Source organism: Rhizobium skierniewicense, assembly GCF_014196515.1.
Taxonomy (GTDB): Bacteria; Pseudomonadota; Alphaproteobacteria; order Rhizobiales; family Rhizobiaceae; genus Agrobacterium; species Agrobacterium skierniewicense.
Genome location: NZ_JACIDV010000009.1, coordinates 53,589 through 69,007, shown reverse-complemented (window position 1 = coordinate 69,007; position 15,419 = coordinate 53,589). Strand labels below are relative to the sequence as shown.

Annotated in this window: 11 protein-coding genes; 10 read left to right on the top strand and 1 reads right to left on the bottom strand. The window is 59.1% G+C overall.

Going from position 1 to position 15,419, the window contains the following annotated elements:
* Positions 1–60: 60 nt before the first annotated feature.
* The 10 genes from ccmI (at position 61) to GGQ73_RS15175 (ending at position 12,929) form a co-directional block, all read left to right on the top strand.
* Positions 61–1,221 carry a c-type cytochrome biogenesis protein CcmI gene (ccmI, locus tag GGQ73_RS15220; protein ID WP_183897037.1) on the top strand — a complete coding sequence of 387 codons (1,161 nt, stop codon included), beginning with the start codon at positions 61–63 and terminating at the stop codon, positions 1,219–1,221.
* Positions 1,218–1,688: a cytochrome c maturation protein CcmE gene (ccmE, locus tag GGQ73_RS15215; RefSeq protein WP_183897036.1), complete on the top strand. Its 471-nt coding sequence runs from the start codon at positions 1,218–1,220 to the stop codon at positions 1,686–1,688. Before ccmI ends, ccmE begins: the two co-directional genes overlap by 4 nt.
* Entirely contained in the window at positions 1,685–3,679 is a 1,995-nt protein-coding gene (locus GGQ73_RS15210) for a heme lyase CcmF/NrfE family subunit (RefSeq protein WP_183897035.1), read from the top strand. The genes ccmE and GGQ73_RS15210 overlap by 4 nt, the downstream gene beginning before the upstream one ends.
* A complete protein-coding gene (locus GGQ73_RS15205) occupies positions 3,676–4,149 on the top strand; it encodes a cytochrome c-type biogenesis protein (protein WP_174152471.1) in 474 nt (157 codons plus the stop codon). The genes GGQ73_RS15210 and GGQ73_RS15205 overlap by 4 nt, the downstream gene beginning before the upstream one ends.
* Before the next feature lie 229 nt (positions 4,150–4,378).
* Positions 4,379–5,944, top strand: a complete 1,566-nt coding sequence (locus GGQ73_RS15200; RefSeq protein WP_183897034.1) for a Do family serine endopeptidase — start codon at positions 4,379–4,381, stop codon at positions 5,942–5,944.
* A gap of 78 nt (positions 5,945–6,022) precedes the next feature.
* Positions 6,023–6,781 carry a response regulator transcription factor gene (locus tag GGQ73_RS15195; RefSeq protein WP_174152473.1) on the top strand — a complete coding sequence of 253 codons (759 nt, stop codon included), beginning with the start codon at positions 6,023–6,025 and terminating at the stop codon, positions 6,779–6,781.
* 9 nt (positions 6,782–6,790) lie between these two features.
* Positions 6,791–8,200, top strand: coding sequence for a sensor histidine kinase (locus GGQ73_RS15190; RefSeq protein WP_183897033.1), 1,410 nt, complete (start codon positions 6,791–6,793; stop codon positions 8,198–8,200).
* A gap of 77 nt (positions 8,201–8,277) precedes the next feature.
* On the top strand, positions 8,278–11,238 hold the full coding sequence (locus tag GGQ73_RS15185) for a bifunctional [glutamine synthetase] adenylyltransferase/[glutamine synthetase]-adenylyl-L-tyrosine phosphorylase (RefSeq protein ID WP_412762985.1): 2,961 nt from the start codon (positions 8,278–8,280) through the stop codon (positions 11,236–11,238).
* 36 nt (positions 11,239–11,274) lie between these two features.
* Positions 11,275–11,673 (top strand): VOC family protein, encoded by a 399-nt coding sequence (locus GGQ73_RS15180; RefSeq protein WP_183897031.1) that lies wholly within the window; start codon positions 11,275–11,277, stop codon positions 11,671–11,673.
* 137 nt (positions 11,674–11,810) lie between these two features.
* Positions 11,811–12,929, top strand: coding sequence for a metallophosphoesterase (locus GGQ73_RS15175; RefSeq protein ID WP_174152476.1), 1,119 nt, complete (start codon positions 11,811–11,813; stop codon positions 12,927–12,929).
* A gap of 67 nt (positions 12,930–12,996) precedes the next feature.
* On the opposite strand, the gene GGQ73_RS15170 is transcribed toward GGQ73_RS15175, so the two are convergent.
* Positions 12,997–15,351 carry a PAS domain-containing sensor histidine kinase gene (locus tag GGQ73_RS15170; RefSeq protein WP_183897030.1) on the bottom strand — a complete coding sequence of 785 codons (2,355 nt, stop codon included), beginning with the start codon at positions 15,349–15,351 and terminating at the stop codon, positions 12,997–12,999.
* Positions 15,352–15,419: the final 68 nt, after the last annotated feature.

Genomic DNA, 15,419 nt, shown 5'->3' with positions numbered 1-15,419 from the left:
TTCACGTCATCCTGCTGTGGCTTGTTTCAAAGCAGCGCGCATTCGAGTAATTGAAACGGCATGTTCTGGATTATCATCGCCCTGTTGACGGCGGCTGTCGCCATCATTCTGACCTATCCGCTGATGCGCAGCAACGGCGCAGCCGACAATGCCCGTGAGGGCGAGGTGGCGGTTTACCGCGACCAACTTGCCGAATTGCAGCGCGAGCGTGACAGCGGGCTGATCGGCGAGACCGAAGCTGAATATGCCCGCGGCGAAATCGGGCGGCGCCTTCTTGCGGCTGCACCCGTTAAAACCGACGGGACATCATCGATCTCGCCACGCCGACACAATGCGCTGGCGAGCATTGTCACGGTGCTGTTGCCACTGATGGGGCTCTGTCTTTACTTGTTTATGGGCACGCCCAACATGCCGGACATGCCGCTTGCCGCGCGGCTGGAAAAACCTGGTAACGATATGAACCTGATGATTGCCAGGGCCGAACGGCATCTGGCGCAGAACCCTGCCGATGGCGCCGGGTGGGACGTGCTGGCTCCGATCTATTTCAAGACGATGCGTCTGGGCGATGCCGAAATGGCGTACCGCACTGCGATCCGTCTCCAGGGTGAAAATGCGTCACGCCTGACCGGGCTTGCCGAAACGCTGATCGCCGCCAACGAAGGGGTGGTCGTTGATGACGCACGCACCGCGCTGGAAGATGCGGAAAAGATGAGCCCCGGCAATCCGCGTGTACGCTTCTATCTGGCGCTTTCGCTGGAGCAGGCGGGCAAGACGGATGAGGCAAGGCAGGCCTTTGTCACGTTGTTGAAGGATTCGCCCGAAGGCGCGCCGTGGATACCGCTGGTGCAGGCGCATCTGCAAAACACCGGCGGTGCCGACATGGCGGCGGCGCCGACACGCCAGGCGCCGGGTGGTCCCAGTGGCCCAAGTGGTCCCAGTGCCGAGGATGTGGCTGCCGCCAGCAACATGTCGAGCGAAGGCCGGCAGGCGATGGTGGCGGGCATGGTGGAAAGCCTAGACGCGCGGCTGAAGGAAAACCCCGATAATTTCGAGGGCTGGATGCGGCTGGTGCGTTCCTACGCCATGTTGAAGAACGACGAGAAGGCGAAACAGGCTCTGGCCGAAGGCCTGAAAGTCTTTCCGCCCTCGGGGGATCAGGGCAGGCAGTTGCTGGCACTGGCGCAGCAGCTTGGCGTGGACGCGCAGGGAGTGACGCAATGACCCGCAAACAGAAAAGACTTGCCATTATCGGCGGCGGTGTCAGCTTCATCACGATTGCTGCGTTTCTGGTGATGTTCGCTTTCGGGCAATCCATTGCCTATTTCTATATGCCTGGCGATCTGGAGAAGACGACCATCGGGCCGGGAACGCGCATTCGACTTGGCGGGCTGGTGGCTGAAGGATCGGTCAAGCGTGGCAAGGGCCGCACGGTAAGCTTTGCAGTGACGGATGGTGGGGCGAGCGTGCCGGTGAGCTATACCGGCATTCTGCCGGACCTGTTTCGCGAGGGGCAGGGCGTGGTGACAGAGGGCACGTTCGACGCTGCCAGCCATGCGTTCGTAGCCGACAGCGTGCTGGCCAAGCATGACGAAAACTATATGCCCAAGGAAGTCGCCGACCGCCTGAAGGACAAGGGTCTCTGGCAGCAGGCACCGGACGGAACCGCCAAAACCGGAGCAACGCGATGATCACCGAAATCGGCCATTATGCTCTGGTGCTGGCGCTGGGTGTGGCGCTTGTCGTCTCCACGCTGCCGGTGTTTGGCGCGCGCCGCAACGACAAGGCGCTGATGGACATTGCCCCCATTGGTTCGGTTCTTTTGTTTCTGCTGGTGGGCATTGCGTTTGCGGCACTGACACACGCTTATGCGGTGTCGGATTTCTCCCTCAAAAACGTCTATGAGAATTCCCATTCGCTGATGCCGATGCTCTACAAGCTGACCGGTGTGTGGGGCAACCATGAGGGATCGATGCTGTTGTGGCTTTTGATCCTCGTATTGTTCAGCGCGATGGTGGCCGTCTATGGCCGCAATCTGCCCGATACCCTGCGGGCCAATGTGCTGGCGGTGCAGGCATGGGTGACGACAGCGTTTCTGCTGTTCATTCTGCTCACCTCCAATCCGTTCGCACGACTTTCGCCGGTGCCTGCGGAGGGCCAGGACCTCAATCCGGTCCTTCAGGATTTCGGTCTGGCGATCCACCCGCCCTTGCTCTATCTCGGCTATGTCGGCTTCTCCGTGTGTTTTTCCTTCGCGGTCGCGGCCCTGATGGAAGGGCGCATCGATGCCGCCTGGGCGCGATGGGTGCGGCCCTGGACGCTGGCGGCATGGACCTTCCTGACAGCGGGTATTTCGATGGGCTCCTACTGGGCCTATTACGAACTCGGTTGGGGTGGCTGGTGGTTCTGGGACCCGGTGGAAAATGCGTCCTTCATGCCGTGGCTGGCGGGAACGGCTCTGCTGCATTCCGCGCTGGTGATGGAAAAGCGCGAGGCGCTGAAAATCTGGACCGTGCTGCTGGCGATCATGACCTTTTCGCTGTCGCTGCTGGGCACGTTCCTCGTGCGATCCGGCGTGCTGACATCGGTGCATGCCTTCGCCACCGACCCCAGCCGTGGTATTTTCATTCTGTGCATTCTGATGATCTTCATTGGCGGCGCGTTTTCGCTGTTTGCCTGGCGCGCACCGGTGCTGAAAGCAGGCGGGCTATTCGCGCCGGTTTCGCGTGAGGGTGCGCTGGTTCTCAACAACCTGATCCTGACCGTATCGACTGCCACTGTGCTGATCGGCACGTTGTACCCGCTGGCTTTGGAAACGTTGACCGGGAGCAAGATTTCCGTCGGTGCGCCATTCTTCAACCTGACATTCGGCCTGTTGATGATCCCCATTCTGATCGTGACGCCGTTCGGGCCGATGATGGCATGGAAACGCGGTGATCTGCTGGGTGCATTCCAGCGGCTGTATGTGGCAGCGGCATTGGCCGGGGTTGCAGGCCTGACGATGTGGTACATCGAACATGGCGGGCCTATCATGGCCGTGCTCGGCATGGTCGCCGGTTTCTGGCTGATCTTTGGGGCGCTGGCCGATCTGTGGTACCGGGCCAATTTCGGCAAGCTCAATTTCGGCATCGCGTTGCGACGTCTGAAAGGATTGCCGCGTTCGACATTCGGCACGACGTTGGCGCATATGGGTCTGGGCGTGACGGTGCTCGGTATCGTGATCGTGACCACGTTCGAAACGGAAACCGTCGTCGAAATGAAACAGGGCATGGCGGTGGATGCGGGTGGCTACAGTCTGACCTTCGACGGCATTCGCAGCCATGTCGGCCCGAATTACACCGAGGATCGCGGCCATTTCACGGCCCGCAAGGGCGGCATCGAAGCGGCGGATGTCTGGTCTTCCAAACGGCTCTATACGGCGCGGCGTATGCCCACGACCGAAGCCGGCATCATGACCTTTGGCCTTTCGCAGCTTTACGTTTCGCTGGGAGACCCGATGGCCGATGGCGGCATGGTGGTGCGTATCTGGTGGAAGCCGTTCATTCTGTGCATCTGGGGCGGTACGATCTTCATGATGATCGGCGGGCTGGTTTCACTGTCGGACCGACGGTTGCGTGTCGGTGCGCCCCGGCGCAAGGCGAAGGCTGCTGTGAACGATGTCGTGCTGGGTGCGGCGGAATGAGAGTTTTTTCTGCAAAGTTCGTCGTTTTTCTCACACTTTTCCTGACGGCACTCCCGGCCTTCGCCTTCAATCCCGACGAAGTCCTGGCTGACCCTGCGCTTGAGGCGCGGGCGCGGGCATTGACCGTTCAACTGCGCTGCATGGTGTGCCAAAACCAGTCCATCGATGACAGCAATGCCGAGCTGGCGCGTGATCTGCGGGTGCTGGTGCGCGAGCGGTTGACGAAAGGTGATAGCGACGAGGCGGTGATCGATTATGTCGTGTCCCGATATGGCGAATTCGTGCTGCTGAAGCCGCGCGTCAGCGCCCGTACCATTGCCCTTTGGGGTGCGCCCATTGCACTGATCCTGGTCGGCGTAACCTCGATTTTCGTTTTTGCCCGGCGTCGTGCGGCTGTTTCCGAGGGGCAGAAGCTGACGGTGGATGAAGAGGCTCGGATCAGCGATTTGTTGGAGGGCAGAGGGGGATAAGCCGAGCGCACCGCCCTATATTGTGGGGCTGACGACAGAGATAAAAAACATGATATTTCAACGTTTTGTGATCCACTCATAGCCCTCTCTTCCGCAAACCTCCCAACATTACGAATTTTTCACGCGCCAGACACTTCGCTGTAAGGTGCGGGTACCTATATCTTTTGTCATCCACCGCTTCCCCGATCCACCGGGGCTCCAGTCAGAATGAAGAAAGAAGGTAAGTTCCATGTTGCAGTCTAAAAACGGACGTCCCTCATTGAAGACGATTCTCAAGTCTTCCGCTGTCGGCGGTCTGGCGGCTCTGATGCTGACGACCGGCGTCGCCGGGCCAATCGCTCATTCTTTCGCAGTACCCGTTGAAGTGACGGCGCCGCAGGTGCCAAGCTTTGCAAACGTCGTCGACGCGGTTTCTCCCGCAGTTGTCTCGGTGCGCGTTCAATCCAATGTGCAGCCTGCATCCGACGACAGCAATGGTTATTCGTTCAATTTCGGCGGCCGTGGCCTCGATCAGCTTCCCGACGATCATCCGCTGAAGCGTTTCTTCAAGGAGTTCGGCGGACCGGGTGCCGGTGAAGGTGACAAGCGCGCCGACCGTGGTCCAAAAGGCCAGCGCGACGGTAAGGGCCCCTTGCGCCCGACGGCACAGGGATCTGGCTTCTTCATTTCTGAAGATGGCTATATCGTTACCAACAACCACGTTGTCGATGATGGTTCTGCCTACACGATCGTTATGAATGACGGCACCGAACTCGACGCCAAACTGGTCGGTCGCGATAGCCGCACCGATCTGGCCGTGCTGAAAGTAGACGTGAACCGCAAGTTTACCTATGTGCAGTTTGCCGACGACAGCAAAATTCGCGTCGGTGACTGGGTGGTTGCCGTGGGCAATCCGTTCGGTCTCGGCGGCACGGTGACATCAGGTATCATCTCGGCACGTGGTCGCGATATCGGTTCTGGTCCCTATGACGATTACCTCCAGATCGACGCAGCTGTGAACCGCGGCAACTCCGGTGGACCTGCCTTCAACCTCAACGGTGAAGTCATCGGTATCAACACCGCGATCTTCTCTCCGTCGGGGGGCAACGTCGGTATTGCCTTCGCTATTCCGGCCTCCGTCGCCAGGGACGTCATTCAGGACCTGATCAAGGACGGTAAGGTCGCGCGCGGCTGGCTGGGTGTGCAAATTCAGCCCGTGAGCAAGGATATCGCTGAATCGCTGGGTCTTGCAGAGGCGAGCGGTGCGCTTGTGGTTGCGCCGCAGGCGGGTTCTCCGGGTGACAAGGCAGGGATCAAGCAGGGCGATATCATCACCGCGCTCAATGGCGATACGGTGAAGGACGCCCGCGATCTTTCACGCCGCATCGGTGCGATGGAGCCGAACACCAAGGTGGAGCTCTCTCTGTGGCGCAGCGGTAAATCGCAGCCCGTGACCGTGACGCTGGGCGATCTTGCCAGCGACGATGCCTCCAAGGCACCGACCAGCCAGAGTGACGACAAAGGCGGCCAGCCTTCCAGCGAAAAGGCGCTGTCCAGCCTTGGTCTGACGGTTGCACCGTCCGATGACGGAGCGGGTCTTGCCATCACCGATGTCGATCCTGACTCCGACGCGGCGGCCCGTGGCCTGAAGAGCGGCGAGAAGATCACCTCGGTCAACAATCAGCAGGTCGCTTCTGCTGGCGATGTCGAGAAGATTCTGTCGCAGGCCAAGAAGGACGGCCGTTCCAAGGCTCTCTTCCAGATACAAACCGATGAAGGCAGCCGCTTCATCGCGCTGGATATCGACCAGGGTTGATAAACACACGCGGCGGGAAGGGTTTTCCCTTTCCGCCTTTCATTTTACGGGCCGCACCATCGATCAGGAGCGCAGAATATGGAAAGTCATGCTCAAGACGACCGTAAGCCCTCTGTTTCCGGTTGTGCGGGGAAGGCGGAGGACGCTATTGTCCCCCACATGAAGATTCTCGTTATCGAAGATGATCTGGAAGCTGCGGCCTATATGACCAAGGCCTTTCGGGAAGCTGGTATTGTCGCCGATCACGCCAGCGATGGTGAGAGCGGCCTGTTTATGGGTGTCGAGAACGCCTACGACGTGATGGTTATCGACCGCATGCTGCCACGCCGGGACGGGCTCTCCGTCATCAGCGAGTTGCGTCGTCGCGGGATCGAAACGCCGGTGCTGATCCTGTCTGCTCTAGGGCAGGTGGATGACCGTGTGACGGGCCTTCGCGCCGGTGGCGACGACTACCTTCCGAAACCCTATGCGTTCAGTGAGCTTCTGGCGCGAATCGAGGTGTTGGGTCGTCGCAAGGGCAAACCGGAGCAGGATATGGTCTACCGGGTCGGTGATCTGGAGCTGGACCGTCTCTCTCATGACGTGCGCCGGGGCGGCAAGGAAATCTTGCTGCAGCCGCGCGAATTTCGTCTGCTGGAATATCTGATGAAAAACGCTGGCCAAGTGGTGACCCGCACGATGCTTCTGGAAAATGTCTGGGACTACCACTTCGATCCGCAGACGAACGTCATCGACGTGCATGTGTCGCGCCTTCGCTCGAAAATCGAGAAGGACTTCGACAAACCGCTGCTGAAAACCATTCGCGGCGCTGGCTATATGATGAAGGATGAGGGGTAACGCCCGTTCATGGCCCGTCTTCGTCTTCTGTTCAGCTCGACGGCGGTGCGCCTGTCTGCGCTTTATATCCTGCTTTTTGCCCTTTGTGCCGCCTTCCTTGTTTTCTATGTAACGGCGCTGTCCGAGGGGTTGCTGAACCAGCAGACGCGTGACGCCGTGCAGCAGGAAGTCAACGACGTCCAGCGTGTCTATAATCGCGGTGGCATCAACCCGCTCTTGCGGATGATGGAGCGGCGTGCGCGCCAGCCGGGTGCGAGCCTTTACGTGATTGCAGGGCCAAACGGTGAAATTCTGGCAGGCAACGTTGCGTCGGTACAGCCCGGTGTTTTCGACAAGGAAGGCTGGACGGAGTTTCCGTTCGGTTACGAGCGCTATTCCGAAAGCGGCGGTGCCGTGAAGCATCTGGCCACCGCCAATATCTTCCGCCTCGATAACGGCCTGCGCATTCTGGTGGGTCGCGATCTGGGTGAGCCGACGAAATTCCGATTGCTGGTGCGCAACGCTCTGATGGTGGCGCTGGCTATCATGGGTGGCGGCGCGGTTCTGATCTGGTTTGCGATCGGGCGCAATGCGCTGAAACGCATCAACCGCATGTCGGCTGCGACGAAGAAGATCATGGCGGGCGATCTCTCGCAGCGCCTGCCGCAGGGACGCTCCGGCGACGAATTCGACCGGCTCTCTGGTTCGCTCAACGCGATGCTGGGCCGCATTGAAAAGCTCAACGAAGGCCTGCGGCAGGTCTCCGACAACATCGCCCATGACCTTAAAACGCCGCTCACACGTTTGCGCAACAAGGCAACTGAGGCACTTGAGGACCGCGATGACGGAAAGCGCCGGGCGGCACTGGAAGGCATCATTGCCGAATCCGACCAGTTGATCCGCACCTTCAATGCGCTTCTGATGATTTCTCGTGTCGAAGCTGGCTCTATTGCCGCCGAAATGAGCGATGTCGACATATCAGCCATCGCCGAGGATAGCGCCGAGCTTTACGAACCGGTAGCCGACGAGGAAGGCTTGACGCTCACCGCTGACATCACGCCCGGACTGATCGTGCAGGGAAACCGCGAACTGATCGGTCAGGCGCTGACCAATCTCATCGACAACGCCATCAAATATGCTGGTGGACATGACGGCAAAAAGGGTCTTTCCGTGCGTCTGGTGAGGCAGGATGATGACATCGTGCTCTCTGTTGCCGATAACGGACCTGGTGTGCCCGCTGACAAGCGCGACGAAGTCATCAAGCGTTTCGTGCGGCTGGACGAAAGCCGCTCCAAGCCAGGCACTGGTCTTGGGCTTTCGCTGGTCGAGGCCGTGATGGAGCTGCATGGCGGTTCACTGCGGCTCTCAGACACCGATCCCGACAACGGCCAAGCCCCGGGCCTGACTGTTTCGATGGTTTTTCCTGTCTCTACACCTTAAGGTCGTCCCTAAAAACAAAGCGGCCGATTCCAAAAAGGATTGGTATTCAGCGGGTAGGGAGAGAGACCATGTCTCAGATGGCAATCAACGGAAAACGGCTGGACGATGTGCAGTCCGACGTCATTCGCGCGCATACGCAGGCCGAGCTGAAGTCCGTTCTCTCCACATTAAAGGATATCGGCAAGAGCGAACCCGACGTTGCAGCGCTTCTGGCAAGCGACAGGCCGCTCAAGGATTTCGTGGCTCAGGCGCTTTCCCTGTCGCCCTATCTACGCGATGCGGCGGTGTCGGACGAGGGATTGCTGACGCTGGCGATATCAGGACCGCTTGATACGACACTCGCGCGTCTGGTTGACGATGCCCGCGCTTGCTGGCGACCGGATGGTGACGGTGTCGTTCCCAGTGAGGCGGAGGTCATGACACGGCTGCGCGTTGCCAAACGACGGCTTTCCTTCATCGCTGCACTTGCCGACTTGGGGCGCATCTTCGTGGCACAAGACACCACGCGGTGGCTGAGCGACATGGCAGATGCGAGCCTAGCCGCAGCCATCGACCATTTGCTGCTTTCCAACCACCAAAGCGGAAAATTGGAACTTAAAAATGCCGACGCACCCAGCGAGGGGTCTGGCCTCATCGTGTTGGGCATGGGAAAGCTGGGCTCGCAGGAGCTGAACTATTCGTCCGATATCGATGCTGTCGTGTTCTTCGAACCGTCGGCTGGCATCGTGCCGGATCCGCTGGATGCGCTGGAAATTTTTGGACGGATGATGCGTCGGCTGATCCGCATCATGCAGGAGCGTACGGCAGACGGCTATGTGTTTCGCACGGATCTACGGCTGCGCCCGGACCCCGGATCGACACCGCTTGCCATACCGGTCGAGGCGGCGCTGACCTATTACGAGGGCAGGGGCCAGAACTGGGAGCGGGCGGCCTATATCAAGGCGCGGCCGGTGGCGGGAGACATCAAGGCTGGGGAGGGTTTCATGCGGGAACTGACGCCCTTCGTGTTTCGGAAATATCTCGACTATGCGGCGATTGCCGATATCCACTCCATCAAACGGCAAATTCATGCGCACAAGGGTCACGGCGCGATTGCGGTGAAGGGTCACAACGTCAAGCTCGGGCGTGGCGGTATTCGCGAGATCGAGTTCTTTGCGCAGACACAGCAACTGATCGCGGGCGGGCGGATGGCACCGCTGCGGGTGCGCTCGACGCAGGAGGCCCTTTCGGCGCTGACGGAGGCGAAGTGGATCGACGCGGGGACACGCGACAAGCTGACGGATGCCTATTGGTTTTTACGCGAGGTGGAGCACCGCATTCAGATGGTGCGCGACGAGCAGACCCATATCTTGCCGGACACCGAAGTGGAGTTGAAGCGTATCGCCTTCATGCTGGGCTTTGGCGATACAAAGGCTTTCTCCGACAAGCTGGAAGGTGTTTTGCGGCTCGTCGAGCGGAAATATTCGGCCCTGTTCGAGCAGGAAACCAGGCTGTCAGGGGAAAGCGGCAATCTGGTTTTTACCGGGCAAAGAGATGACCCCGATACGCTGAAGACGCTGGCACGGCTGGGTTTCGAACGGCCGCAGGATATGTCGCGCGTCATCCGTACCTGGCACAATGGGCGTTACCGGGCGACACAATCGGTCGAGGCACGCGAGCGACTGACGGAACTGACACCGGAATTGTTGCAGGCCTTCGGCAAAAGCAAGCGGGCCGACGAGGCGCTGTCGCGGTTCGACAATTTTCTCTCGGGCCTGCCTGCCGGCATTCAGCTCTTCTCGCTTCTGGGCAACAATCCGGCCCTTTTGTCGCTGCTGGTGACGATTATGGCATCTGCACCGCGTCTGGCGGAAATCATTGCGGCACGCCCGCACGTGTTCGATGGCATGCTGGACCCCGGGTTGATGACGGACATTCCGACCCGCGACTATCTCGGGCAGCGCATGCAGGGCTTTCTGGCGCCTGCGCGGCACTATGAGGATATTCTCGACCGGTTGCGCATCTTCGCCGCCGAACAGCGCTTTTTGATCGGTGTCAGACTGTTGACTGGCGCCATCAGGGGGGAGGTCGCGGGCCGTGCCTTTACCGATCTTGCCAACCTTGTTATCGAGGCGGCGTTGATGGCGGTGATGGTCGAAATAGAGGCCGCTCATGGGTCGTATCCTGGCGGCCGCGTGGCGGTTGTCGGCATGGGCAAGCTTGGCTCGTTCGAACTGACGGCGGGCTCCGATGTCGATCTGATCCTGCTTTACGATTACAACGGTGCCGCGTCCCAATCCGACGGAGCAAAGCCGCTCGATGCCGTCAGATATTTCACCCGTATAACGCAACGACTGATCGCGGCGCTGTCTGCACCGACTGCAGAAGGCGTGCTGTACGAGGTGGACATGCGACTGCGTCCCTCCGGTAACAAGGGGCCGGTGGCGACACGTATATCTACGTTCGAGAAATACCAGCGCGAAGAGGCCTGGACTTGGGAGCATATGGCCCTCTCACGAGCGCGGCTGATCTGCGGAGACAAGTCCTTGATTGCGGATGCCGAACGGATCATCGCGTCCATTCTTTCCCACAAGCGCGACATAGCGCAGATATCTGCCGACGTCACTGAAATGCGCAAGCTGATCGGCGCGGAAAAGCCGCCGGCCAATAACTGGGATTTCAAGCTTATTCCCGGTGGTCTGGTCGATCTGGAGTTCGTTGCGCAATACCTGACTTTGGTCGCGCCTCGAGAAGGTCTGCCAGCGCATGTGGCGGGCGAGAGCACGGCGGACGTCTGGAAACGGGTGGCGGAACGGGCGATGGAGCCTCACGTCTACGACGATTGCATGGTGGCGCTCGGCCTCTTTACGGAACTCTCCCAGATCATTCGCCTGTGCATCGACAGCGATTTCGAGCCGAAACAAGCGCCAGCCGGGTTGATCGACCTTGTCTGCCGGGCGGGTGACTGCCCCGACATTGGCACGCTGGAGGGCGAAGTGAAACGCCTCTCGAAAATTGTGCGGAAGGCATTTTCGGCAGTTGTGGTGGGCAAGGTCTAACTTATAGGATCTGCCAACTTCACTGGAGACTTGAAGATGATTGGATACACCATGGTCGGCACGACGGACCTCGACCGCGCCGTGCGGTTTCACGATCCGGTGTTTACCGAGATGGGCATGAAGCAGTGCTACAGGGATGACCAGACAGTATTCTGGGGCGACAAGACGGATGTGAACGCGCCACGTTTTGCGACGGGCTATCCATTCGATGGCGGCAAGGCAGGCATTGGCAATGGCGCCATGACGGCGTTTCTGACAACGGGATCGGACATGATCGACCGGTTGCACGCCCTCGCCATGGCGAATGGCGGAACGGACGAGGGCGCGCCGGGCTTGCGCCCCGATTATGGCGAAGGCTTCTATGCGGCCTATGCGCGTGACCCTGATGGCAACAAGATTGCTTTTGTTTGCTACGACGTGAGGAAGAACGGCTGAACGCGTTGCGTATCGCGTTTCACACCCCACCTTTGGTTCAGATTTCGGCGTGAGAGCACGGATCAATCCGTCCCTATCATGGATTGATCCGTTTGCGTCCGTCATGCGTAGACAAGACCAAACACAAAGGCATATTCATGTTTCATCTGATTTTCGGAATTCCGTGGCTGCTGGTTGTCGTCAGATTTCTCCAGCCGCTGCCATGGTTGTGGTCTGTCAAAGCCAGTCTTGCATTGATCCTTCTGATCGGCTCCCAATACCTCTTGTTCAATCGTCTGTCGTCGGGATCGGTCTTTTCTCCTGAATTTTTTCGGCCGCTTGTCATCGCATTCAACTTCCTCGTGGGCGTTCTGCTGTTGCTGGCCTTCATGCAGATTGCGCTCGATATCATCTCGATCATCCTGCTACCGTTTAAAGGCCACTTCCCGGCGATCCCGCCTGGCGTGCGCTATGCGATGGGACTGGTTGCGCTCGGGCTTTCCGCGTTTGCCGTGAGCCAAGCCATTCGCGTTCCACCGCTGAAGGATATCGAGGTTGCCATTCCCGGTTTGCCACCTGCCTTCGATGGCTACCAGATGGTGCAACTGACAGATCTCCACATCAGCCGACTGTTCTCGACCGAGTGGACAAAATCCGTGGTGGAGAAAACGAATGCGTTGAACCCCGATCTCATTGTCATCACCGGCGATCTGATCGATGGCAGCGTTCAATCCCGCAGTGCCGATATTGCGCCACTGGCAAATCTGAAAGCGCGCGACGGTGTTTTCACCATTCCGGGAAACCATGAATATTTCTTCGACTACAATGCGTGGATGAAATACTATTCGGGTCTCAACATGACGACGCTCGCCAACGGACATACGGTGATCGAGCGGAACGGCGAAAAAATCGTGATTGCAGGCGTGACTGATCTGTCATCCGCCAGAACGGCATTCCCGGTGCCCGATCTTGCCGCGGCGCTTTACGGAGCGCCGGAGAATGCGCCGATCATTCTCCTCGATCACCAGCCAAAAGAAGCGGCGCGTAACGCCAAAATGGGTGTGGCGTTGCAGCTTTCCGGCCATACGCATGGCGGCATGGTGTTTGGGCTCCACAGCATCGTTGCGCGGGCAAACAACGGGTTCGTGTCTGGTTTCTATCAGGTGGATGGCATGCAACTCTACGTCAACAATGGGACGGCGCTGTGGCCCGGCTTCGCGCTGCGTTTGGGTGTCCCATCGGAACTGACCCGTTTTACGCTTCGCCCCGCACCCTGATGCTCCTGTGATCCGTGATGGAAAAGGCGGGTCCTCCCTCTGTGGATAAGACCCGCCTTTTTTGTTGTCAGCCGGCGGCAGCGGGCGCGAGCGGCTGTACGGTTTCGGCATGCGGTATCATCAATGCGACGACGGTGCCCTTGCCCACACAGGAGCGGATTTTCATTGTGCCGCCATGTAGTTTGACCAGTGAGCGAGAAATGGCAAGACCCAGGCCCGAGCCGCCCTGGCTCTTTGCGTACTGGCTCTGAACCTGTTCGAAAGGCTGACCGATCTTGTTAATGGCCGTGCCGGGGATGCCGATGCCGGTATCTGCGATGGTCAGCATCAGGCCGTTCCGATGCACGTGGGTGCGAAGCTCCACCCGTCCGCCTTCGCCGGTAAATTTCACCGCGTTGGACAGAAGGTTGAGCATGATCTGCTTCATGGCGCGACGATCGACAGCCATGTGCATGTCCTCACAGACGCGCTGCTGGATGGAGATATTCTTCTGCGCCGCCTGAATGGCTGTGAGGCGAAGCGTCTCTTCGACCAAAGGTGCAAGATCGACCTTCTCGCAATTGATCTGCATATGACCCGCTTCGATCTTCGACATGTCGAGGATGTCGTTGATAACGTGGAGCAGATGCTTGCCGCTATCGTGAATATCACGAGCATATTCCGAATATTTCGGCGACCCTACGGGGCCGAACATTTCGTTGAGCAGAATCTCGGAGAAGCCGAGAATGGCGTTGAGCGGCGTGCGTAGCTCATGGCTCATATTGGCGAGGAATTCGGACTTGGCGATATTGGCCGCCTCGGCGCGTTCTTTTTCCGCCTGGTAGAGCGCATTGGCGTCGGAGAGTTCGGTTTTCTGTCGCTCAAGCTTGTGGCGCGAGGATGAGAGGTCCCCAATCGTTGCCATCAAGCGTTTTTCGGAATCGCGCAGGCGCTCTTCGTGGCGCTTGAGAAGGGTGATGTTGGTACCCACAGATACCAGGCCACCATCGCGGGTGCGGCGTTCGTTGATCTGCAGCCAGCGCGCATCGGCGAGCTGCACTTCCGTGGTGCGTGACAGGCCGGACTGATCCGGATCCGCGACGCGGCGCTCCACCACGGGGCGGCAGGCGGCCGCGTTGACCACGGAGCGTTCCGTGCCTGCAACCAAGACGCTGTCCGGCAGGCCGTAGGCTTGCTGGAAGTGGGCATTGCACATGACCAGTCGGTCATTTTTGTCCCACAGCACAAAAGCTTCCGATGTGCTTTCGATCGCGTCAGCCAAGCGCTGGTCGGCCTCGGCGTAACGCTGGGCCAGACGATGTTGCTCGGTGATGTCCATGGCGATGCCGATGACGCGAAGGCCTGCTGACGTATGAATGACCTGGGCACGAGCCCGCAGCCAGACATAGTGTCCATGAGCATGGCGCATGCGGAAAATCTGATCGATCTGGCGCAATTCCCCGCAGCCGACGGCACGGGCCAGTTCGTAAAGATTACCCTCTTCCGAGTGCATCATGCGCGCCGCATCGCTGAACGATAGCGGTTCTGTTCTGGCCGGAAGTCCGAGAATTTCATACAGAGACGTGGACCAGAACATGCGACGTGTCGAGAGATCGAAATCCCAAAGGCCGCAACGCCCGCGTGACAGCGCGGTTTCGACGCGCAGGTTGGACTCCAGAAAGATGTCGTCCGCTGTGCGTGCCCGTTTAACCTGCATGTAATAGGCATAGAGAATGACGAGCAGAATGGCAGAAATACCGGTGAACAGCGTCACGTTCATGGCCACTTCGCTACGCCAAAAGGAGCGGATTGGCTCCAGCGAACGCGCTGCGATGATCATGCCGCCATCGCCGCCGAGTGGCAGCATGGTCGCATAATGCGGCGTACCCTCGATATCGGTTTCGACGGTGCCGGGCGCATCTGAAAAGCGCCTCACGATGGCGATTTCCGGCAAAAGGCCGGTGAGCGATGTTCCAAGATAACCTTGGGTCTTGCCACCAGCGCCAGCGAAGATAATACCATTGTTGCCCGCGACCAGAATTAGGGTCTCCTGGCTCAGGCTGCCCGCCGGGAATGCCCTGTTCAGCCGCGCTTCCGTTGCAACCCGATTCTGCGTGGCAAAGAGTGTCGCGTCGCTGATGAGCGATGCCCGCGCAGCGAGGGCCGAAAGCGCCGTCGCTTGCCGCGCAGAGCCTTCCATACGCTCTGATTCCGCCATGATGCCCAGCATGCGCGAAGCTGCCACAACGATCAGAAACGCCAGAATGAGAACAGGTATCAGCCGCTTAAGCAGCATTTCCAGTTGGGGCAACTGAAGTCCGCTCTTTGGCCAGGTGGCAATTCCCACCATAAGACCAGAAAACTTTTCTCCCCATGCAGCTACATCGCTTATTCTGGCATACGAGCTATCATCGCCCGCAGTCGCCCGCCGCACGTTCGTCATTGTCCCGCCTTGATGTCCCTCGTGTCATTCGAAGCGCCGCCGCTCGAATCTGACACCAGTGAATCAAA